This is a genomic window from Mycobacterium montefiorense (assembly GCF_025823255.1).
Taxonomy (GTDB): Bacteria; Actinomycetota; Actinomycetes; order Mycobacteriales; family Mycobacteriaceae; genus Mycobacterium; species Mycobacterium montefiorense.
Genome location: NZ_JACKVL010000013.1, coordinates 1,015,597 through 1,037,910, shown reverse-complemented (window position 1 = coordinate 1,037,910; position 22,314 = coordinate 1,015,597). Strand labels below are relative to the sequence as shown.

Below are 22,314 nucleotides of genomic sequence, written 5' to 3'. Positions count from 1 at the left end.
CACAACCCGGCCATTACATTTTGGTTACCGCCCGTTCATACGGGAAAATGCCGGGTGGCCTAGAAGGGACCCCTGAATGGTTGAACTCGGCAATTTAGCAGGTAGCGACGGTGCGGAATGGATCGGTCGGCCGCCCCACGAGGAATTGCAGCCCAAGGTGCGCCCGCTGCTGCCCTGCGACGACCCGTTCTACCAGCCACCGTCGGGCTTCCGGCACGCCGAGCCCGGGACGGTGCTGCGTTCCCGCGACGTCGAACTGGCACTCGCCGGCCTGATTCCACAACCCGTTTCGGCCGTCCAGCTGCTCTACCGCACGACGAACATGAACGGCGCCCCCGAGGCATGCGTGACGACCGTGATCGTCCCGTCCGAACGCGTCCCGGGCCAGGCCTGCCCGCTGTTGTCCTACCAGTGCGCGATTGACGCCATATCGTCGCGCTGTTTTCCGTCCTACGCGCTGCGCAGACGGTCGAAGGCGCTGGGTTCGATAGCTCAAATTGGAGCTCTTCATGGTGGCTGCCGCCCTCGCCGAAGGCTGGGCGGTCTCGGTGCCTGATCACGAAGGGCTGCAAGGGATTTGGGGCGCGCCGATTGAACCCGGCTATCGCGTCCTGGACGGTATCCGGGCCGCCCAGAGTTCGGACCGGATCGCGTTGTCGCCGTCGGCGCCGATCGGGTTGTGGGGATACTCCGGCGGCGGCCTGGCCAGCGCGTGGGCAGCCGAGATGTGTGCCGACTACGCGCCGGAGCTGGACATCGTCGGGGCGGTGCTGGGATCACCAGTCGGCGACCTGGGCCACACCTTCCGCCGGCTCAACGGTGGCGTGTTCGCGGGCTTGCCCGCGCTGGTGGTGGCGGCGCTCGCGCACATCTACCCCGAGCTGGATCGGGTCATCACCGAGCACACCAACGACGAGGGCCGCGCCCTGCTGAACCGACTGGAAAAGATGACGACGGTCGGCGCGATCGTGCGAATGGCCGGCAAGAACATGGGGACCTATCTCGACGAGCCGCTCGAGGACATCCTGTCTTCACCCGAGGTGTCGCACGTCTTCGACAGCATCAAGCTGGGCGTCGCGACGCCGGCGCCGCCGGTGTTGATCGTGCAGGCCGTATACGACTACCTGATCGACGTCCACGACATCGACGCGCTGGCCGACGCCTATTCGGCCGGCGGCGCGGACGTCACCTACCACCGCGACGCGTTCAACGAACATGCGTTGTTGCACCCGCTGTCGGCTCCGATGGCCCTTCGCTGGCTCACCGACCGCTTCGCCCGCCGGCCGCTGAAGGACCATCTGATCAGAACCACCTGGCCGACGGCCTTCAACCCGATCACCTATGCGGGCATGCTTCGCCTCGGCGTCATCGCGGCCAAGGTCATCACCGGCCGAAAGATTCGCCGCCGCCCGCTATGAGACGGAGGCTTCCGGCTCCATCGGCGACGTGTACGACGGCTGATCGGTAAGCCCCGAGCTACCCAGGTCGTCGTGGGCACTGCCGGCCGCCAGCAGGGCATACACCAGCGCCGCGACGCCGGCGGGCCACAACAGCGTGGTGGCCATCTGAAGCGGCCCGAGTCCGAAGAACACCGGCGGCGCCTCGACGACGTAGGACACCGCCGGACTTCCCAGCAGCGGCACCTTGTCGACGTCCAGCGCGCCGTAGCGCAGCAGCACCAGCACCGCCCCCACTCCCGAGGCCACCGCGGCGGCGCCCACCATGCCGATCGTCAGGCCGATCACCATGGCTGGCCCGCGAAACCGGCGCCACTGCCACACCAGCACCGGCGCGACGACCGCCAGCACCGTCAAAAGACCCAACATCAGGCACGGCACGTCGAAGAAGTGCTGGGATTCCGAACCCAGGTACTCGTGCACCCGCTCGCCGGCGTGAGTCATCGCGACTACCAAGTGAATCGGCGGAGCCATCCACGCCCACAGTCCGCCGATTAACACCCCAGTCGCCGAGAATCCAAGTGCCACAAGCAAAATCGCACGCAGCCGCGATGCGTGGCCAGCGGACTCGGGAGCTGCCGTGGGAACCGCAGGTCCCGTCACCGCCGAGTCTCCAAGTCCGCCGAGTCCACTTCGCCGTGCCGCGAGCATCGCGCCCGCCAGCCGTCGGGGCGAACCTGGACGATCATCCGGCGCCCGCATTCGGCGCAAAAGCGCGGGGGTTCAAGGCCCAGCTGGGCCGCGGTGGGCACGGTCGTACCCCCCAATTCCCCGGTATAGACGTTGTAGACGCCGGCGCCGACCGGAGCGCCCAGATCTGGAACCACAAGACTCAAACCTAGCCGCTACAAACTCGCGTTAAGCCCCTTAATGGGCATCTGCAGATCCTCGAGCAGTTCCAGATCGGATTCGGCGGGGCGGCCCAGCGTGGTCAGGTAATTCCCGACGATCACCGCGTTGATGCCGCCCAGGATGCCCTGCTTGGCGCCGAGGTCGCCCAGGGTGATCTCCCGACCACCGGCGAAACGCAGCATCGTGCGCGGCAACGCCAGCCGGAACGCGGCCACCGACTTCAACGCCTCGCTGACCGGCATCACCTCGAGATCGCCGAACGGAGTGCCGGGCCGCGGGTTGAGGAAGTTCAGCGGTACCTCGTCGGGGTCGAGCTCGGCGAGGTCGGCCGCGAATTCCGCGCGCTGTTCCAGGGTCTCTCCCATGCCGAGGATGCCGCCGCAGCACACCTCCATGCCGGCGTCACGCACCATCGTCAGCGTCTGCCAGCGCTCTTCCCAGGTGTGGGTGGTGACGACGTTGGTGAAGAACGACTTGGCGGTCTCCAAGTTGTGGTTGTAGCGGTGTACGCCCATCGCGGCGAGCTCGGAGACCTGCTCGGGGCTCAGCATGCCCAGCGAACAGGCAACGTTGATTTCGACCTCGTTGCGGATCGCCTCGATACCGGCCGCGACCTGGGACATCAGCCGCTTGTCCGGACCACGGACAGCAGCCACGATGCAGAACTCGGTGGCACCCGACTTCGCGGTTTGCTTGGCGGCTTCGACGAGGCTCGGAATGTCCAGCCAGGCGCTGCGCACCGGCGAGGCGAACAAGCCGGACTGGGAGCAGAAATGGCAGTCCTCGGGGCAGCCGCCGGTCTTGAGGCTGATGATGCCCTCGACCTCGACCTCGGGGCCACACCAGCGCATCCGCACCTCGTGGGCCAGCCCGAGCAGCTCCTCGAGCCGCTCGTCGGGCAGCTGCAACACCTGAAGAACTTGGTCCCGGCTCAGTCCCTTGCCGTCCTGGAGCACCTGCTGGCGGGCTACCGCCAGGATGTCCGCGTCATGGCCGGCTTCGGTGGTGGGTCGAGTTGCCGCTTGAGTCACCAAGTACTCCCCTGCATCTTTGTCGTGTCCGCATCTGCGGTCACATCCGCCACAACGTCGTGGCAGCTGAACGAAACGGTGTTCAAAGTAGGGTAACGGCCCGCGCAGACCCGCCCGCGACGTGGGCGAGCCCGGACCGAGGAAATGGCGATGGCAGGGGTATACGACCACGATGGCTGCTCAGCATGTCGAGTACCTGGCACACCACTGGATTGTGTTGGCGGTGCCGGCCTTCCTGCCGGCCGTGATCGTCGTCGCCGTGGTCCTCTATGTCGCGTTGAAGGACCGCCGTGATGGCCAGGCAGAGGATTCCCGGGAGCCGGGCACAGCTCCGGACGACAGGGGTGATTGACACACCCTCAATCGGGGCATTACCCCTTGGATCGCCAACCTGGCCGGCGGTAACAAGTGTTAGCTGGATCGGATCTCCCGGGACGTCCCGGCGCAGTAGGGAGGACATGACAATGGTGTCGAAAGTCTCCGAGGGACTGCCGCTTCTGGCCGAACCGTCGGCCCGCGGTGCCGGACTCAACCAGGTGATCGGGCTGTCGGTCGCCGCGATGGTCATCGCGTTGGTCATGTTGTGGGTGGGCTACGCGCACCGCACACATCGCATCACGTGGTTGACCCGGCTGGCCGACAGGCTGGGCAAGATATTCCACCGGCCTAGCTGGGTGGCGCTGCCGGTCCTGGTTTTCACCACGTCGATCATCTGCGCCCTGTTCGGCTTCATCTGGGATGTCAGCTGGCATATCGGCAACGGCCGCGACCCCGGGCCGCTGGCTAACCCGGCGCACTACTTCATCATCATCGGCCTGTTCGGGGTGTTCCTGGCCGGGATGATCGCGATCGTCATCCCGTTCGAGAAGCCCGGTCCCGCGGCGGTGCGCATCACCCGCAACTGGCACGCGCCGGTCGGCGGCGTGCTGATGGCCGGCTGTGGGATGTACGCGATGATCGGCTTCCCGCTCGACGACATCTGGCACCGGATTTTCGGGCAAGACGTCACCCTTTGGGGTCCAACACATTTGATGATGATCGGCGGTGCCTGCTTCTCGCTGTTCGCGGTGCTGATGCTAGAGCACGAAGGCGAGGCCGAGCAGGCTTCGAAACAAGCCTCGCAAGCCGCTCATGGCGCGTTCATCACCTTTCTGCGCTACCTGTCCTTCGGTGGCATGTTCATCGGGCTGTCGGTCTACCAAATCGAATACGACTTCGGCGTCGAGCAATTCCGCCTGGTGTTGCAGCCGATGATGATCGCCTTCGCGGCCGCCCTGGCGGCGGTCGCCGCCCGCGTCACGATGGGCCGCGGCGCGGCGATCATCGCGGCGTTGTTCGCTGTCGCGCTGCGCGGCGGGGTCGCGTTGCTGGTGGGCCCCATGCTCGGCGCCCCGATCAACTGGTTCCCGCTCTACCTGGGCCCCGCGCTGGTGGTCGAATTGCTGGCGCTGACGCAGGTGTTCAAGCGCCCTATCGTTTTTGGCGCCGTGTCCGGTCTGGTGGTGGCGACGGTCGGGCTGTGGCTGGAGTCGCTGTGGATTTCAGCGGTGTACCACTACCCGTGGCCGGTCAGCATCTGGGGCGAGGCCCTGGCCATGGCGATGCCGGTGGCCGTGCTGTCCGGGATGTGCGGAGCGCTGTTCGGCATGGTGTTGACCGGGCAGCGGTTGCCGAGCCGCTCGATCGGTATCTCGGTGGTGGTGGCGACCGTGTTGGTGATCGGCGGCGCGGTGGCCAACGGCCTGCATATCGTGGTGCCGCAACAAGGCAAGGCCGCCATCACGCTGACCGAGCTACCCAGCGCCCCCGGCAAGCGCATGGTGTCCGCCGATGTTCAGCTGACACCGGCCGATACGGTTGGCTCGCAGCCGGATTGGGTGACGATTCTGTCCTGGCAAGGCCGGATGGACAACCAGCGTGGCCTGGTGATCGACCGCCTCGACAAAGTCGGCCCGGGCCACTACCGGTCCACCCGGCCGGTTCCGGTCTGGGGTTCGTGGAAGACGCTGTTGCGGATTCAAGACGGCTACACGATGACGGGCGTACCGATCTTCGAACCGGCCGATGACGCCATTCCCGCGGCCGAGGTTCCCGCCCTGCCCTCGATCGACCGGCCGTTCGTGCACGAGATCACCATCCTGCAGCGCGAGCGTGACCAGAACGCCCCCGGCTGGCTGTACAACATCGGTTCGATCGTCGTGCTGATCCTGACGCTGATGGTCATCGCCGGCCTGACGTGGGGCGCGGGGCGGATCAACAATGCCCAGTCCGAGCCGGAACCGGTGCAGGAAAAGCAACCACTCCCGCGGGCGGCATAAGTCAATGACGTTGCGCAGCAGGCTGTTTGCGGCGTGGGTGACGGTGCTGATGTGTGCTGTGATCGGCTGTGGTGGTTCGCCGGGTCAGGGCACGGCCGGACCGTTGAACATCGACATCACCATTTCCCACGGCCAGGTCACTCCGACGAACGCGACGCTGCAGGCGAAGGTCAAACAGGACATCACCCTGCACGTCGCCAGTGACGCCACCGATGAGCTGCATGTGCACTCGGTGCCCGATCACAAATTCCAGCTCGCGGCCGCGCCCGATCAAGTCTTCCACTTCAGCGTCGACGTCCCCGGCAACGTCGAGGTGGAACTCCATCACCTGGACCGCACGATAGCGACGATTCAAGTCCAACCGTGACGGCCGATCCTGTGCTGCTGGCACATGGCCTGGGCGGATCGGGCGATCTTCCGGTGTCCTACCTGTACGCGATGGTCGGTGCGGCGTGGGCGCTGACGTTCACGTTCGCTTTGGTCGCCTTCGCCTGGCGGCGACCTCGGTTCGATCCGGATGCGCCCGGCCACCCGCTGCCAGCGTGGATGACGACGCTGGTCGACGCGCGCGCGACGCGCTGGACGGCGGCGGCCGTGGCCCTGGCTTTCGCGGGGTGGGCGGTGCTGGCCGGGGTCTTTGGTCCGCAAACGCAAGCCAACGGCCTGCTCGGGGCGTTCTATGTGCTGCTGTGGGTCGGGCTGGTCGCGCTGTCGCTGGCGGTCGGGCCGGTCTGGCGAGCGATCTCACCGATGCGCACGGTGTACCTGCTGCTGCGGCGTGCGCTGCCGGAACGGCTGAGCCGGCCGCGGCTCTCCTGCCCGGAAAGCTGGGGATACCGCCCGGCCGCGGTGGGGCTGTTCGCGTTCGTCTGGCTGGAACTTGCGAGCCCGAACTCCGCGTCGCTGCCCTGGGTGCGGGCTTGGCTGCTGGCGTACGCGGTGGTGTTACTTGCCGGGGCGTTGCTGTGCGGGCAGCGCTGGCTGGCCAGGGCCGACCCGTTCGGCGTGTACAGCATGGCGGTGTCGCGGCTGTCCCCGTTTCGCCGGTCGACGACGACCGGGCAGATCGTCGTCGGCAACCCGTTCGATCATCTGCCGTCGCTGCCCGTGCGGCCCGGAGTGGTCGCGATGCTGGCGGTGCTGCTCGGGTCAACGGCGTTCGACAGCTACTCGTCGGCACCGACCTGGCGCAACTTCGCCGACAGGGTTTCGCGGCTGGCGCACGGCATGCCGGTCACCCTGTCGTCGTCAGCGCTGAAGACGGTCGGGTTGCTGGTCTTTATTTCGTTTGTCGCACTGACCTTTTCGCTGGCCGCGCGGGCAACCGGCGGGCTGGACCGCGAGCAGCGTCGCGCACTACCCGGCCAGCTGGCGCACTCGCTGATCCCGATCGTGGTGGGCTACATCTTCGCCCACTACCTGTCTTATCTGGTCGAGCGCGGACAGCAGGCCGTCATTGCGCTCGCCGATCCACTCGATCATGGCTGGAATCTGTTGGGACTGGCGCATTTACAGGTGGCCTACCTGCTGTCCCAGCATCCGCCGGTGCTGGCCACCATCAAGGTCGCCTGCGTGGTGACCGGACACATCGTCGCGGTGATCGCGGCGCACGACAAGGCGTTGCGGCTGCTGCCAGCCGGCCATCAGCTCACCGGGCAACTCACCATGATGCTGGTGATGGTCGGCTACACGTTTACCGGCTTGTACCTACTCTTCGGCGGCTAAAGCAGGTGCTCGACCCGCTCGTTGCCGTCCCACCGGCGCAAGCCGGCAAAGCTGCCCTCCAGCTGCGCCCGACGGCCGCCAATACGCAGCGCCCGCCCCAGCTGGGCCTCACCGACGAGGCGCGCCAGCGTGACGTGTGCGGTCCACTGCCCGGGAAGGCTGTTGGCCATCGGGGCTGGCGCCAGGTGCGGGCGACACAGCCGGTGCACCTCGGCGTGCAGCGCCAACAGCTCTTGGCTCGGCACCAGCAGCCGGGCGAACACGGCGTTGCTATGGCCGAACAACACGGGCGCGCCGATCAGTGCGTCCAGTACAAGCCGTTGGCTGACTGGACGCAGCAGCTCGTCGACATCGGGCCAAATGCTTTCCGCGACGGCCAGTGTGACGTGTGGACGGCTGGCGGCATGGCTGCGGATTCCGGCGTCCGCCAGCTCTTCGGCGATCCGGCGGACAGCGGCCTCGGTGTCGCGGTCGAAGACCAGTTCGATCGAATGCACCATCAGCCGACGAGCGTCCTCACCCAGTCGGGGTCGAACGCCGCGGCGCTCATCGCCGCGAAGTCGTCGACGCTCATCGCGGCGGCTCCGGCGGGCAGCGCGGCCCGCACCGGTGCCAGCCGGGCCAGGGCCGCCAAGTTCGAGGTCTGCACCAATCCAGGCTGTCGCGGCCAGCTGCCGACTACCAGCCCGGCACATGTAATGTGTTGTCCAGCAAGTGATTCCACAGTGAGCGCGGTGTGGTTCAGGGTGCCCAATTCCGCGGTGACAGTGACCAGCACCGCAGCACCCAGGTCGGCCGCGAGATCACGCAGGGTGACGCCGGCGTCGGCGATTTCGACCAGCAGCCCGCCGGCGCCCTCGACCAGGGTGAGCCTGCCCGGGCGATCCAGGTGGCGAATACGCGCGAGCATTTGATCGCGGGTGGGCAGCGTCGCGCCGGCCTGCTCGGCCGCGGCCACGGGCGCCAGTGGTTGCGGATAGCGAGCCACCCCGGCGATCTCGGTGACCCCGGACAGCCGGGTCACCTCGGCGAGATCGTCGTCGCCCGAGTCGGTGCCGGTCTGAACGGGTTTGCACACCGCGACGTCGATGCCCGCCTGACGCGCGTGAGCGGCCAGCGCGGCGACGGCGACCGTCTTGCCAACCCCCGTGCCGGTACCCGTGACGACCAGGACAGTCAACGGCGCGCCACGGCCAGGACGTCGGTCAGCACGCGGCGCGCCACATCCAACTCGGCGGCGTCCAGGGAGGCACGCGCCGAGAGCCGCAGCCGCGATGTCCCGGCGGCCACGGTGGGGGGCCGAAAACAGCCCACCCGCACACCCGCGTCCAGGCAGGCGGTCGCGGCGGCCAGCGCCACCTCCGGTTCACCCAGAATCACCGACACCACCGCCGACTGCGGCGCCTCGAGCACATCGCAGACACGGGCGAGTTCACGGGCATTGCGCAGCACCGCCGCGGGCCGCCAGACCTCGCTTCGGAGCACGTCGAGCGCGGCCAGCGCGGCGCCGACGGCGGCTGGCGCCAGGCCGGTATCGAAGATGAACGGGCGGGCCGCATCGATCAGATGAGCCCGCACCTGCGCCGGCCCCAGCACCACGCCGCCCTGGCTGCCGAGCGCCTTGGACAGCGTCGTGGTCATCACCACGTCGGGCGCACCGGCGAGTCCCAGTTCGTACAGCAGCCCGCGGCCCTCCCCGCGCACGCCGAGCCCGTGTGCCTCGTCGACGATCAGCAGCGCCCGGTGGCGGCGGCAGACATCGTGCAGGTCTCCCAGCGGGGCCAGTGCGCCGTCGGCGCTGAACACCGAGTCGGTGATGACGACGGCCCGCTCCTCGTCGCGTGAGCTCAGCGCCGCATCGACCGCGTCGACGTCGCGGTGCGGCGTCACCGCCACCCGGGCCCGCGACAGCCGGCAGGCATCCACCAGCGAGGCATGCGAATGCGCGTCGGAGACCAGCAGCGAACCGGGGCCCGAGAGCCCGACGACCGCGCCGAGGTTGGCCAGGTATCCCGAGGAGAACAGCAACGCCGCCGGGGCGCCGACATAGTCGGCCAGCTCGGCCTCGAATTGCTGGTGCAGTTCGGTATCGCCGGTGACCAGGCGCGAGCCGGTCGCCCCGGCTCCCCAAATGCGCAGCGCCGCGACGCCGCCATCGATCACGTCCGGATGCTGGGACAGTCCCAGGTAGTCGTTGGAGGCGAGGTCCAGCTCGGTGGCGACCGCCGGGCGCGGCCGCAGCGAGCGACGCAGCGCGGCCTGTCGGCGCTGCCGTTCGACAGGCTCCAGCCAGGCGAGCGGGGAAACCTCGATCGGTGCCTTCATCGCCTTAGAGACTACGAGAGCCGACGAGCCGGCTGACCTCGACCATCGCCGAGGTGATCCGCGCGATGTCCTCAGGCCCGCAGATGTAGGGCGGCATCGCGTAGATCAGGTTACGGAACGGGCGCAGCCAGATGCCGTGGTCCAGCGCCGCCGGGGTGGCCACGGCCAAGTCGACAGGTGCAGTGCATTCGATGACGCCGATGGCGCCGCGCACGCGCACGTCGGCCACGCCGGGGAAGGCTCGCGCCGGCTCGAGTCCCCGCGCAAGCCCGGCCGCGATCTCGGCGACCCGCGACCGCCAGTCGGTGGCCAGCAGCACTTCGACACTGGCCACCGACACCGCACAGGCCAGCGGATTGGCCATGAAGGTGGGGCCGTGCATCAGCGCGCCGGCCTCACCGGCGCTAATGGTGTGTGCGATGTCGGTGGTGCACAACGTGGCGGCCAGGCTGAGGTATCCGCCGGTCAGCGCCTTGCCAACGCACATGATGTCCGGGCTGACGCCGGCGTGATCGGCGGCGAACAACTCGCCGGTGCGGCCGAATCCGGTGGCGATTTCGTCGAAAATCAGCAGCACGTCGTGCCGGCTGCAGATGTCGCGCAGGTCGCGCAGGTAGCGCGGATCGTGGAAGCGCATGCCGCCGGCGCCCTGGACGACGGGTTCGACGACGACGGCCGCCAGCTCGGCCGCGTGCCCCGCGAGTTGCTGCTCGAAGGCCGCGGTGTAGGCCGCGTCGTAGTCACTGGGTACCTGTGGCGCGAAGACCTGGCGGACCAGGATGTCGGTCCACAGCGAATGCATGCCGCCGTCGGGGTCGCAGACACTCATCGGCGTGAATGTGTCGCCGTGGTAACCGCCCCGCCAGGTCATCAGCCGGTGTTTGTCGGGCAGGTCGCGGCTGCGCCAGTACTGCAGCGCCATCTTCACTGCGACCTCCACCGACACGGACCCGGAATCGCTGAAAAACACCGTTTCCAGACCGGCCGGGGTGATCTCCACCAGCAGCTGCGCCAGCCGGGCCGCCGGTTCGTGGGTCAGCCCGCCGAACATGACGTGATTCATCGTGCCCAGCTGGGTCGTCAGCGCCGCGTCCAGCACCGGGTGGCCGTGACCGTGGATCGCGGTCCACCAGGAACTCATCGCGTCCAGCACCTCGACCCGCTCACGGTCCCGGACCAGCGTCAACCAGGCGCCGCGGGCACCCACGGCCACCACCGGGGCGACGGATTCACTGCCGATGGTGCTGTACGGATGCCACACGTGCGTGGCGTCGATCGCGCTGATGTGCTCGGGCGTCAACCCGGATGTCGCCGCAGGCATAGCAACCGAGAGTAAAGCAGCCGGGTCGCACAAAACCCAGCCATCGGGGAGCATCTATCGGCATGGCGTTGCCGTACCCGTTCGAAGACTCGCACCGCGGCGAGGGCGCCGGGTCCCCGCCGAGGGCTCAGCAGTCCGGCGACCCGGCCAATTTTCAGCCAATGCCCTACGGCGACAACGATTCTGACGAACAGAAATCACATGTCATTCGCCTTCGGGTGGCGCCCTGGGACCTGATCGCCACGCTGACACTGGTGACGCTGCTCGTCATCCTGGCCACGGCGACAACCTGGCCGACCAGGCTCTACGGCTTCCTGCACGAGGTGTGTTCGGACGAATCGTGTGGACTGGTGCCCTTCGGAATCGATGTGTACATCTACCCGGTGGTCTGGGGCGGTATCGGTGCGGCGATCGCCGCGGCGGGGATCGGACCGTTGGTTTCCCTGCTAAAGGGCTGGTACATGTCCTTCTGGCCGGTGCTGTCGCTGGCGATCATCATGGTGAGTTCCGTGATCGGCGATTCGCTCACCGTCTTCAGCTCGCGGTATTGGCACTGATTCGAACGGGGTCGTTCGACGGTCGCGATCACGCACCGGTGTGAGACCGAAATCACAACTGCCGATAAAGATTTGAGCTCGGCGGTCACCTTCCGGTCACGGTCCGACAAAAAATCTTTCATCGAGCTCACCAGCTATTTTCCGGGTGTGAGTTCTGTTGTAAAAGTGTCTGTAGTGACTGGTGTGACTCACCGGGTGAACCGACTGATTCACGTCTCCGCAAGGAGGCGGCGTTCGACCCCAACGAGGGGGTCTGCGCCAGTCATCGAACGGCCGCCAACGCGCCACCGCGCGAAGGCCTTATCCCGACAGAGTTCAGGAAGGTTGGAACTCCAATGAAGCGCATCTATTCGTTCGCCGTCGGCCTCGCCATGCTGGCGGCACCGATGGCCGCCACCCCGGTGATCGCCGCCGCCGACCCCGGCGTGCGGGCCACCGATTACCAGCAGGCCACCGACGTCGTCGTCATGCGTGGTCTTTCGCAGCGCGGCGTGCCGTTCTCGTGGGCCGGCGGCGGCATCACCGGCCCCTCCCGCGGCACCGGCACCGGCATCAACACCGTCGGCTTCGACGCCTCGGGCCTGATGCAGTACGCCTACGCCGGCGCGGGCATCAGGCTGCCGCGTTCGTCCGGCGCGATCTACCGGGCCGGCCAGAAGGTACTGCCGCAGCAAGCGCAGAAGGGCGACATGCTCTTCTACGGTCCCGACGGCACGCAAAGCGTCGCGATGTATCTGGGCAACAACCAGATGCTCGAGGTGGGCGATGTCGTGCAGGTGTCACCGGTGCGCGTCAACGGCATGACGCCGTACCTCGTTCGGGTTATCGGGGCACCGCTGCAGCAGGCTCCGCTGCAGCAAGCGCCGAGCCAGCAAGCACCGCTGGCGCCGACCCAGCAAGCACCGCTGGCGCCGACCCAGCAGGCTCCGGTGCAGCAACTGCCCACCCAGCAGGCTCCGCTGCAGCAAGCGCCTTTGCAGCAACTGCCGCCCCAACAGGCGCCGGTGCAACAGGTGACGCCCGCGCAACCGGCTCCACTTCCGCAGTTGCCGTCGCTGCAGTCGCTCCTGCAGCCGGCCCCGACGGGTTTCGGCCGGTAGGTTTCGCGACCGCTGGAAAAACGCCACTTGCTCCGCTGAGCAGCATCGCCGCGAGGCGAGCGCTCAAGAGCAGGTGGCGTTTTTGGGTAAGTTAACGGTGATCATGCAGACCACGTCACCGCATCCGCCGCCGGCCGCCACGGCGAAACCTGGCGCTAATGGCGCGCTCACCACGGGCTCTGCGGGCTTCTATCGCTTCGATCTCGACGGCTTGCGCGGGATCGCGATCGCGCTGGTCGCCGTGTTCCACATCTGGTTTGGCCGGGTCTCCGGCGGTGTGGACGTGTTTCTGGCGCTGTCCGGGTTCTTCTTCGGCGGCAAGGTCCTGCGCGCCGCGCTCAACCCGACTGTGTCGCTGTCGCCCGTAGCAGAAGTGATCCGGCTGATCCGCCGTCTGGTGCCCGCTCTGGTCGTGGTGCTGGCCGGGTGTGCGGTGCTCACCATCCTGGTGCAACCGCAAACGCGCTGGGAGACCTTCGCCGACCAGAGCCTGGCCAGCCTCGGCTACTACCAGAACTGGGAGCTGGCCAACACCGCGTCGGACTACCTGCGGGCGGGCGAAGCCGTCAGCCCGTTGCAGCACATCTGGTCGATGTCGGTGCAGGGGCAGTTCTATGTCACCTTCCTTGTGCTGATCGCCGGCTGCGCCGTGCTGTTCCGGCGCCCGCTCAAGACTCACCTGCGCACCCTGTTCTTGGTGCTGCTGAGCATCCTGACGGTGGCCTCGTTCGGCTACGCGATCTTCGCCCACATCGATGACCAGTCGATCGCCTATTACGACAGCTTCGCGCGCGGCTGGGAGTTGCTGCTGGGCGTGCTCGTCGGTGCGGTGGTGGTCTACATTCGCTGGCCGATGTGGCTGCGCAGCACCGTCGCCACCGTCGCGCTGGCAGCGATCGTGTCCTGCGGCGCGCTGATCGACGGCGTCGACGAATTTCCCGGCCCCTGGGCACTGGTGCCCGTCGGGGCCACCATGCTGATGATCCTCGCCGGCGCCAACCTGCAGGGCGACCCCGACACCGACGGCCGGATGCCGCTGCCCAATCGGCTGCTGGCCACCCGGCCCCTGGTCGAGCTGGGCGCCATCGCGTACTCGCTGTACCTGTGGCACTGGCCGCTGCTCATCTTCTGGCTGTCCTACACCGGCCACAAGCACGTGACCTTCGTCGAAGGGGCGGGGGTGCTGCTGGTCTCCGGGGTGCTCGCGTACCTGACCACCCAGCTCGTCGAGGATCCGCTGCGCTACCGGGCACCTCAGCGATCCGCACCGGCAACGGCCGCCGCGGACCTGCCCTGGTGGTCGGGGTTGCGCCGGCCGACGATGGCGCTGGGCACCGCAGTCGTGCTGCTGGGCGTCACACTGACCGCGACCTCGTTCACCTGGCGTCAGCACGTGACGGTCTTGCGGGCCGCCGGCAAAGGACTGTCCGTACTCAACCCGCAGGACTATCCCGGTGCCCGCGCCCTGACCGAACACGTGCGGGTGCCGACGCTGCCGATGCGACCCAGCGTCCTAGAGGTGAAGGACGACCTGCCGGTCTCGACACATGACGGCTGCATCAGTGACTTCGTCAACCCGGCAGTGGTCAACTGCATCTACGGCGACCTCGCCGCCACCCGGACCATCGCACTGGCCGGCGGCTCGCACGCCGAACACTGGCTGCCGGCGCTGGATCTGCTCGGCCACGCGCATCAATTTAAAGTTGTGACATATCTCAAAATGGGCTGCCCGTTGTCCACCGAGCAAGTCCCGCTGATCATGGGCAACAACGCGCCCTACCCACAGTGCCGCGAGTGGGTGCGAACAACGATGGACAAGCTGGTCGCCGACCGGCCCGATTACGTGTTCACCACAACAACGCGGCCATGGAATATCAAGTCGGGTGACGTGATGCCAGCGACCTACATCGGGATCTGGCAGACGTTGTCCGACAACAACATTCCGATCCTCGGCATGCGCGATACGCCCTGGCTGGTCAAGGACGGCCAGCCGTTCGACCCCGCGGATTGCCTGGCCAAAAAGGGCGGCAACGCCACGTCGTGCGCGATCAAGCGTTCCGACTTGCTGTCCGATTACAACCAAACCCTTGACTTCGTCGAGCAGTTCCCGGCGCTCAAGGTGCTCGATATGTCAGATGCCATCTGCCGCACTGATGTTTGCCGTCCAGTCGAAGGAAATGTGCTGATCTACCACGGTGCTCATCACCTGACGCCCACATACATGCGGACCATGGCCGACGAGCTGGGCCGCCAGATCGCGGCTGCCACCGGCTGGTGGTAGCTCGGACAGGAACGTCGACCGCGGATAAGGTCATGTGGTGCCGTTAACCAACCCGGCTTCCGAACCGGCCGCAGCTTCGGGTGCTGCGACACCGAATGAAGCCACACCCACGCTGCCCACCGTTTGGCCAGGGGACTCTTATCCCCTTGGGGCCACCTATGACGGGGCGGGCACTAACTTTTCGCTGTTCTCCGAGATCGCCGAAAAGGTCGACTTGTGCCTGATCGACGAGCGCGGCAACGAATCACGAATCCCGCTCGACGAGGTCGACGGCTATGTGTGGCACGCGTATCTGCCCAACATCACACCCGGTCAACGGTATGGATTTCGGGTGCATGGCCCCTTCGATCCGGCGGCCGGTCACCGGTGCGACCCGAGCAAGCTGCTGCTTGACCCGTACGGGAAGTCGTTCGACGGGGATTTCACCTGGGGCCAAGCGTTGTTCTCCTATGACCTGAACGCCGTCGACCCGAACGGCGACACCGCGATCACCGGAACTCCCCCGATGATCGATTCACTGGGACACACGATGACCAGCGTGGTGATCAACCCGTTCTTCGATTGGGCATTCGATCGATCGCCGCTGACCCCGTACCACGAGACGGTGATCTACGAGGCCCACGTCAAGGGCCTGACCAAAACCCATCCCGGCATCCCCGAGGGACTGCGCGGCACGTACGCCGCGCTGGCCCATCCGGTGATCATCGATCACCTCAAGTCACTCAACGTCACCGCGCTGGAACTCATGCCGGTGCACCAGTTCATGCACGACGAACGACTGCTCGACCTCGGGCTGCGAAATTATTGGGGCTACAACACATTCGGGTTTTTCGCCCCGCACTACCAGTACGCATCGAACCGGCAAGCGGGCAGCGCGGTCGCCGAATTCAAGATGATGGTGCGCAGTCTGCACGAAGCCGGCATCGAGGTCATCCTCGACGTGGTGTACAACCACACCGCGGAAGGCAACCATCTGGGGCCGACCGTCAATTTCCGCGGCATCGACAACGAGGCCTACTACCGACTGGTCGACGAGGACCTGCGGCTGTACAAGGACTACACCGGCACCGGAAACAGCCTGAACCCCCGCCATCCGCACGTCCTGCAGCTGATCATGGACTCGCTGCGCTACTGGGTAACCGAAATGCACGTCGACGGGTTCCGCTTCGACCTGGCCGCCACGCTAGCCCGCGAGCTGCACGACGTGGATCGGCTGAGCGCGTTCTTCGATCTGGTGCAACAGGATCCGATCGTCAGCCAGGTCAAATTGATCGCCGAGCCGTGGGATGTCGGCGAGGGCGGTTACCAGGTGGGCAACTTCCCGGGTTTGTGGACGGAGTGGAACGGGAAGTACCGCGATACTGTGCGTGACTACTGGCGGGGTGAGCCCGCAACCCTGGGCGAGTTCGCTTCCCGGCTGACCGGGTCGTCGGACCTCTATGAAGCAAGCAGCCGACGTCCGAGCGCCAGCATCAACTTCGTCACGGCGCACGACGGGTTCACCCTCAGTGACTTGGTCTCCTACAACGAGAAACACAATCAGGCCAACGGCGAGGATAACCGCGACGGGGAGAGTCATAACCGGTCGTGGAACTGCGGCGTCGAAGGCCCCACCGACGACCCCGAGGTCACCGAGCTGCGCTGCCGACAGATGCGCAACTTCTGGGCAACCCTGATGGTCAGCCAGGGCACGCCGATGATCGCGCACGGCGACGAGCTGGGGCGCACCCAGCAGGGCAACAACAACGCCTACTGCCAGGACTCCGAATTAGCTTGGATCGACTGGACTTTGGTGGACAAGAACCCCGATCTGCTGGCCTTCGCCCGCAAAGTCACCAAGTTGCGCAAGAAGCATCCCGTGTTTCGCCGGCGCAGATTCTTCGACGGCGAGCCGATCCGAAGTGGGGACGAAGTCCGCGACATCGCCTGGCTGACTGCCAGCGGCCGGGAGATGACGCACGACGACTGGAATCAAGGCTTCGACAAATGTGTCGCGGTGTTTCTCAACGGCGAGGCCATCACCGCACCCGACGCCCGGGGCGAACGCGTGGTCGACGATTCATTTCTGTTGTGCTTCAACGCCCACAAGCGTGAGGTGGAGTTCGTCACACCGCAAGACGACTATGCGCGCGAATGGACCGTGGAGATCGATACCAACCATCCCGCCGGGGATGCCGACCTGGTGGTGGCCGCCGAGGAAAAGCTGACCATGCCGGCCTGCTCGGCGCTGATCCTGCGAAAGACCGCCTGACATATGGCTTTTCCGGTGCTTTCCACTTACCGGTTACAAATGCGCGGTCCCTCTAGTGGAAGCCCGTTCACCTTAGCCGACGCGGAAAACCTGCTCGAATACCTGGACGGACTCGGGGTGTCGCATCTTTACCTGTCCCCGATCCTGACCGCGATCACCGGGTCGACTCACGGATATGACGTCGCCGACCCGACGACGGTGTCGCCCGAGCTCGGCGGGGCCGAGGGCCTGGCGCGGCTGTCCGCGGCGGCCAAGGCGCGCGGCATGGGCCTAGTCGTCGACATCGTCCCCAACCACGTCGGGGTCGATCAGCCTCAGCAGAACGCGTGGTGGTGGGACGTGTTGCAGCACGGCCGATCATCGGTCTACGCGACATTTTTCGACATCGACTGGGACCTCGACGAGCAAGGCCGCATCGTGCTGCCGGTGCTGGGTTCCGACGACGATGTCGCCGCCCTGTCGGTGGACGGCGAGCAGCTGCGACTGGGCGACCTGGCGCTGCCGATCGCCCCCGGCACCGGCGACGGCACCGGCGCGCAGGTGCACGAACGCCAGCACTACCGGTTGGTCGGATGGCGCCGCGGGATCGTCGGCTATCGGCGGTTCTTCTCGATCACGTCGCTGGCAGGGCTGCGCCAGGAGGATCGCGCGGTGTTCGACGCCAGCCATACCGAGATCGCTCGCTGGTTCCGCGAAGGACTTGTCGACGGCGTGCGCATCGACCACCCGGACGGACTAACCGACCCGAGCGGCTATTTGGCGTGGCTGCGTGACCTGTTGGGCGCAGACGCGTGGATAGTGATCGAGAAGATCCTGGCCGTCGACGAGGCCCTGGAACCCACCCTACCGATCGAGGGCACCACCGGCTACGACGTGTTGCGGGAACTCGGCGGAGTTTTCGTCGACCCGGCCGGGGCCCCGGCGTTGACCAAGCTGGTCGAGTCCACGGGGATGGATTATCACGGCATTCCACAGCTGTTGGCGAACCTCAAGGTTGCGGTGGCCACCGGGACACTCGGCAGCGAGCTAGCCAGGTTGCGACGAGCCATCGTGGCTGCCGCCGGCACCGACCACCCGCTGCTGCCCGACGCGGTGGCCGCGCTGCTCAGCCACATCGACGTGTACCGCAGCGACTACCTTGGCCTGGCCGCGATCCTGCCGACCGCACTCGCCGAAACTCAAGCCGCCCGAACGGAATTGGGGCCCGCACTGCAGATTCTCGCCTCGGCGCTGGCGCACGGTGGCGAACCCGCGGCGCGCCTGCAACAACTGTGCGGCGCGGTGACGGCCAAAGCCGTGGAGGACTGCCTCTTCTACCGCGACGCCCGGCTCGTCTCGCTCAACGAGGTGGGCGGCGAACCACATCGCTTCGGCGTTGGCGCCGCCGAATTTCACCACAGCGCCGCCGCCCGGGCCCGACTGTGGCCACACGCAATGACCGCGCTGTCCACCCATGACACCAAACGCGGCGAGGATGTACGCGCCCGCATCGCGGTGCTGTCGCAGGTGCCCGCACTGTGGACGGAGTTCCTCGCCCGCTGGGAAATCGAGGCGCCCTCCCCCGATCCCGCGACCGGACAGTTCTTGTGGCAGAACATCTTCGGAGTATGGCCGCACAGCGGCGAGATCACCGACCAGTTGCGCGACCGGCTGCACGGATACGCCGAGAAAGCGATCCGGGAAGCGGCAGTGCATACTTCGTGGAACGACCCGGACACCGAATTCGAGGACGCGACCCATCGCTGGCTGGACACGGTGCTGGACGGGCCGGTGGCCGGCCAGCTGACCGAGCTTGTCGCCCAACTGAATCCGCACGCCGCCAGTGATGCGCTGGGCCAGAAACTGCTCGCGCTCACCGTGCCCGGCATTCCCGACGTCTACCAAGGCACCGAGCTGTGGGACGACAGCCTGGTCGACCCGGACAACCGCCGACCCGTCGATTATGCCTCTCGCACAGCCGCTCTCGCAGACCTGCAACACCCGAAACTGCGGGTCGTCACCACGGCGCTGCGGCTACGTCGCTCACACCCGGACACCTTCCGATATGGCGACTACCGTCCGGTGCTGGCCAGCGGCGACGCCAGCGATCATGTCGTGGCTTTCCGGCGCGGCGCCGACATCCTGGTCGCGGTCAGTCGCTGGACGGTGCGACTGGCCGAAACAGGTTGGGGCAACACCGTGCTGCCGCTACCCGAGGGGTCCTGGACCGACACCCTCACCGGCGCGATGGCCAACGGGCCCACGTCGACCGGGGAATTGTTCGCGAACCTGCCCGTCGTGCTCTTGGAGCGAAACAATGGCTGAGTTCCGGGTCTGGGCTCCCAAACCCGCGTTGGTACGCCTCGATGTCGACGCAGCGGTGCACGCGATGACCCGCACGCAGGACGGCTGGTGGCACGCAGTAGTCGACGCGCCGAGCGACGCCCGCTACGGGTTCCTTATCGACGACGACCCCACGGTGCTGCCCGACCCGCGATCAGCCCGTCAGCCACACGGGGTGCACGCCCGCTCACAGTTGTGGGACGCCAGCGACAGCTGGACGGACAGCGCGTGGGCCGGCCGGTCGGTCGAAGGCGCGGTGATCTACGAATTGCATATCGGAACATTCACCGGCGCAGGTACTTTCGATGCCGCGATCGAGAAACTCGACCATCTGGTCCATCTCGGAATCGATTTCGTCGAGCTGATGCCGGTCAATTCCTTTGCCGGAACTCACGGCTGGGGATACGACGGTGTGCTCTGGTACAGCGTGCACGAGCCCTACGGCGGACCAGACGGCCTGGTCCGGTTCGTCGACGCGTGCCATGCGCGTGGCTTGGGCGTCTTGATTGACGCGGTGTTCAACCACTTCGGCCCATCGGGAAATTACTTACCGCGGTTCGGCCCGTACCTGTCGTCAGCGAGCAACCCGTGGGGGGAAGGCGTCAACATCGCCGACGCCTACTCCGACGAGGTGCGGCGTTACATCATCGGCTGTGCTCTGCGCTGGATGCGCGACTTCCATGCCGACGGTCTGCGGCTGGACGCCGTGCACGCGCTGGTGGACACCACGGCCGTGCATATCCTCGAAGAGATGGCCGGCGAAACCGATTGGCTGTCACAACAGGTGGGCCGGCCGCTGTCCCTGGTCGCCGAAAGCGACCTCAACGACCCGCGGCTGATCACCCCGCGGGATCGGTACGGCTACGGGATCACCGCGCAGTGGGATGACGATATTCACCACGCCATCCACACCGCGGTATCCGGCGAGCGCCAGGGGTATTACGCCGACTTCGGGGCGCTGGCCACGCTGGCGGACACACTGCGCCGCGGCTTCTTCCACGCCGGCACCTATTCGTCGTTCCGGCGGCGCCGGCACGGTCGCCCGCTGGACACCAAAGCCATCCCGGCCAGCCGGTTAGTCGCCTACACCTGCACACACGACCAGGTCGGCAACCGCGCGATCGGAGACCGGCCGTCGCAGTACCTGACCGGTGGACAGTTGGCGATCAAGGCCGCTCTGGTTCTGGCATCGCCCTACACCGCAATGCTTTTCATGGGCGAGGAGTGGGGAGCCTCGTCGCCATTCCAGTTCTTCAGTTCACACCCCGAACCCGCGCTGGCCCAAGCCACCGCTCAGGGGCGTAAAGCTGAGTTCGCCGAGCACGGCTGGGATGCCGACGAAATCCCCGATCCGCAGGATCCGCAGACATTTGCGCGCTCCAAGCTGAACTGGGACGAGGTCGACGCTGGCGAACATGCGCGGCTGGTGACTTTCTACCGGGGCCTGATCGCCTTGCGGCGCAACCACCCGGACATCGCCGACCCCTGGCTGGCACACCTCACCGTCGACTACGACGAGGAACTGCGCTGGATCACCTTGTCCCGCGGTCAGTTACGCATCGTGTGCAACCTCGACGCCGAACCGGTGACGGTACCGGTCGCAGGAGACGTCGTCCTCGCGTGGGGCGAACCGACCAGCAGCGGCGAGGGCACGGCGCTGGAAGGCTATTCGGTCGCGATCCTGCATCACGGATAGCCGAATACTCGGCGCTGGCGCCCGGCACTCCTCGCGCAACTGGCCCCGGACGCGGCGATTCGCGACCGAGCGCGGGCGAAACTTGCCGGGTTGTCGCCACCGGTCGAGCTGCTGGCCGGGTACGCGCGCGACGCCGCGAAGCTGTTGGGTGGCCGCGGGGTCACGAAGGTGTTGTCGTCACTGGTTTTTCATCAGGTTTCGTTGAGGAGAAGCGCGCCGGTCTGGCCGCTATGCGCGAGACCCTGCGACCCGGCGGCAGCCTGCACGTCGCCGACTACGGACTGCAGCGCACCGCGAAGATGCGCAAGCGGTTTCGTCTCGTGCAGAAGGGTGACGGGTTCGACAACACCGAGCCGAACGCCCAAGGAGTGCTACCGGAACTGATGGCAGAGGTGGGTTTCGACCACGTCACGGAAGCGCAGGTATTCGACACAGTCAGCGGATCCATTTCGATCTACCACGCCCTGGTCCACTAGCGCTACCATCACCGCACCGATAACTGCGACGGAGCAAATATGGCGCAAAAGGTTCAGATACCACCCGATCTCGTCGGGGGCGACGTCGACGAGGGCTACGGCAAGGTCGCCGACGCCTTCCGCCGCAACTCACCGTCGCCAAAGGAATCAAAGACCTCGCCGACTTCAACCGCGACGAGCTGCGCGTCGTCGAGATGCCCGCCGTGAATGGCACCGGCACCGCACGGTCGATCGCCAAGCTGTACGGCAGCGCCGCCACCGGCGGTGCGAAGCTCGGTTTGACCGCCGGCACTCTCGAAGCGCTGCACAAGCCTGCGCTCCCGCCGACAAAAGGACTGCGCGACAAGGTGTTACATGTCGACACCACGTTCTCCCTGGGCTTCAACAAGCCCATTCCCTGGTGCATCTTCGGGTCATCCGACAAACGCCTTCGGAACGCCGGGCGCGGGCGGCTCGTTCGGGTTCGCCGATCCAGACACCGGCATCGGATACGCCTATGTGATGAACAAGCTGGGCTTTCACCTGGTCAGCGACCCCCGCGAGCTCGCCCTGCGTAACGCGCTATTTCACGACGCACTGGGCGCCCGGCCGCAAGTCTGAGG

The 22,314-nt window shown here is 66.5% G+C and carries 19 protein-coding genes and 2 pseudogenes; 14 read left to right on the top strand and 7 right to left on the bottom strand.

Translation table 11 applies throughout. From position 1 onward, the window contains the following. Nucleotides 1-76: 76 nt before the first annotated feature. Nucleotides 77-1,418 (top strand): annotated as a pseudogene (locus H7K34_RS18295) (lipase family protein). Here H7K34_RS18295 and H7K34_RS18290 read toward each other — a convergent pair. From H7K34_RS18290 to bioB, 3 genes are read right to left on the bottom strand one after another with little or no spacing between them, the layout of a single operon-like run. Next, nucleotides 1,413-2,108 carry a DUF2567 domain-containing protein gene (locus H7K34_RS18290; protein WP_264063396.1) on the bottom strand — a complete coding sequence of 232 codons (696 nt, stop codon included), beginning with the start codon at nt 2,106-2,108 and terminating at the stop codon, nt 1,413-1,415. The pseudogene H7K34_RS18295 and the gene H7K34_RS18290 overlap by 6 nt on opposite strands. Further along, entirely contained in the window at nt 2,057-2,284 is a 228-nt protein-coding gene (gene bsaP / locus H7K34_RS18285; protein ID WP_108922891.1) for a biotin synthase auxiliary protein BsaP, read from the bottom strand. The genes H7K34_RS18290 and bsaP overlap by 52 nt, the downstream gene beginning before the upstream one ends. Nucleotides 2,285-2,302: 18 nt before the next feature. Beyond that, the gene (bioB, locus tag H7K34_RS18280; protein ID WP_108924245.1) at nt 2,303-3,340 is read right to left on the bottom strand and encodes a biotin synthase BioB; all 1,038 of its coding nucleotides are present in this window, start codon (nt 3,338-3,340) and stop codon (nt 2,303-2,305) included. Nucleotides 3,341-3,512: 172 nt separating this feature from the next. Here bioB and H7K34_RS18275 point away from each other — a divergent pair, with 172 nt between their 5' ends. The 4 genes from H7K34_RS18275 (at nt 3,513) to H7K34_RS18260 (ending at nt 7,383) form a co-directional block, all read left to right on the top strand. Continuing rightward, nucleotides 3,513-3,692, top strand: a complete 180-nt coding sequence (locus tag H7K34_RS18275) for a hypothetical protein (RefSeq protein ID WP_264063395.1) — start codon at nt 3,513-3,515, stop codon at nt 3,690-3,692. 112 nt (nt 3,693-3,804) lie between these two features. Beyond that, complete coding sequence (locus H7K34_RS18270) at nt 3,805-5,658, top strand: hypothetical protein (protein WP_372510804.1); 1,854 nt, start codon at nt 3,805-3,807, stop codon at nt 5,656-5,658. A gap of 4 nt (nt 5,659-5,662) precedes the next feature. Further along, nucleotides 5,663-6,025, top strand: a complete 363-nt coding sequence (locus tag H7K34_RS18265; RefSeq protein WP_264063393.1) for a hypothetical protein — start codon at nt 5,663-5,665, stop codon at nt 6,023-6,025. Next, nucleotides 6,022-7,383: a hypothetical protein gene (locus H7K34_RS18260; RefSeq protein WP_264063392.1), complete on the top strand. Its 1,362-nt coding sequence runs from the start codon at nt 6,022-6,024 to the stop codon at nt 7,381-7,383. The genes H7K34_RS18265 and H7K34_RS18260 overlap by 4 nt, the downstream gene beginning before the upstream one ends. Here the strand turns inward: H7K34_RS18260 and H7K34_RS18255 are convergent. From H7K34_RS18255 to H7K34_RS18240, 4 genes are read right to left on the bottom strand one after another with little or no spacing between them, the layout of a single operon-like run. Further along, nucleotides 7,380-7,883: a 2'-5' RNA ligase family protein gene (locus H7K34_RS18255; protein ID WP_264063391.1), complete on the bottom strand. Its 504-nt coding sequence runs from the start codon at nt 7,881-7,883 to the stop codon at nt 7,380-7,382. The genes H7K34_RS18260 and H7K34_RS18255 overlap by 4 nt on opposite strands. Continuing rightward, the gene (gene bioD / locus H7K34_RS18250; protein WP_264063390.1) at nt 7,883-8,563 is read right to left on the bottom strand and encodes a dethiobiotin synthase; all 681 of its coding nucleotides are present in this window, start codon (nt 8,561-8,563) and stop codon (nt 7,883-7,885) included. The genes H7K34_RS18255 and bioD overlap by 1 nt, the downstream gene beginning before the upstream one ends. Continuing rightward, nucleotides 8,560-9,708, bottom strand: a complete 1,149-nt coding sequence (locus H7K34_RS18245) for an 8-amino-7-oxononanoate synthase (protein ID WP_264063389.1) — start codon at nt 9,706-9,708, stop codon at nt 8,560-8,562. Before H7K34_RS18245 ends, bioD begins: the two co-directional genes overlap by 4 nt. 4 nt (nt 9,709-9,712) lie before the next feature. Continuing rightward, the gene (locus H7K34_RS18240; RefSeq protein ID WP_264063388.1) at nt 9,713-11,029 is read right to left on the bottom strand and encodes an adenosylmethionine--8-amino-7-oxononanoate transaminase; all 1,317 of its coding nucleotides are present in this window, start codon (nt 11,027-11,029) and stop codon (nt 9,713-9,715) included. Nucleotides 11,030-11,091: 62 nt separating this feature from the next. Between H7K34_RS18240 and H7K34_RS18235 the strand changes: the two genes are divergently transcribed. The 9 genes and pseudogenes from H7K34_RS18235 to H7K34_RS18195 all read left to right on the top strand — a co-directional run. Next, nucleotides 11,092-11,586, top strand: coding sequence for a hypothetical protein (locus H7K34_RS18235; protein WP_372510785.1), 495 nt, complete (start codon nt 11,092-11,094; stop codon nt 11,584-11,586). 335 nt (nt 11,587-11,921) lie between these two features. Further along, complete coding sequence (gene ripD / locus H7K34_RS18230) at nt 11,922-12,686, top strand: NlpC/P60 family peptidoglycan-binding protein RipD (protein WP_264063387.1); 765 nt, start codon at nt 11,922-11,924, stop codon at nt 12,684-12,686. A gap of 103 nt (nt 12,687-12,789) precedes the next feature. Beyond that, the gene (locus tag H7K34_RS18225; protein ID WP_264063607.1) at nt 12,790-14,967 is read left to right on the top strand and encodes an acyltransferase family protein; all 2,178 of its coding nucleotides are present in this window, start codon (nt 12,790-12,792) and stop codon (nt 14,965-14,967) included. 112 nt (nt 14,968-15,079) lie between these two features. Then, the gene (gene glgX / locus H7K34_RS18220; RefSeq protein ID WP_108924239.1) at nt 15,080-17,218 is read left to right on the top strand and encodes a glycogen debranching protein GlgX; all 2,139 of its coding nucleotides are present in this window, start codon (nt 15,080-15,082) and stop codon (nt 17,216-17,218) included. 3 nt (nt 17,219-17,221) lie between these two features. Continuing rightward, complete coding sequence (gene treY, locus H7K34_RS18215; protein ID WP_264063385.1) at nt 17,222-19,522, top strand: malto-oligosyltrehalose synthase; 2,301 nt, start codon at nt 17,222-17,224, stop codon at nt 19,520-19,522. Beyond that, the gene (gene treZ / locus H7K34_RS18210) at nt 19,515-21,236 is read left to right on the top strand and encodes a malto-oligosyltrehalose trehalohydrolase (protein ID WP_264063384.1); all 1,722 of its coding nucleotides are present in this window, start codon (nt 19,515-19,517) and stop codon (nt 21,234-21,236) included. Before treY ends, treZ begins: the two co-directional genes overlap by 8 nt. 230 nt (nt 21,237-21,466) lie before the next feature. After that, the gene (locus H7K34_RS18205) at nt 21,467-21,712 is read left to right on the top strand and encodes a hypothetical protein (protein ID WP_264063383.1); all 246 of its coding nucleotides are present in this window, start codon (nt 21,467-21,469) and stop codon (nt 21,710-21,712) included. 39 nt (nt 21,713-21,751) lie between these two features. After that, entirely contained in the window at nt 21,752-21,919 is a 168-nt protein-coding gene (locus H7K34_RS26970) for a hypothetical protein (RefSeq protein WP_264063382.1), read from the top strand. Further along, a pseudogene (locus H7K34_RS18195) lies at nt 21,874-22,312 on the top strand (serine hydrolase); the annotation flags it as partial. The gene H7K34_RS26970 and the pseudogene H7K34_RS18195, both read left to right, overlap by 46 nt. Nucleotides 22,313-22,314 lie beyond the last annotated feature (2 nt).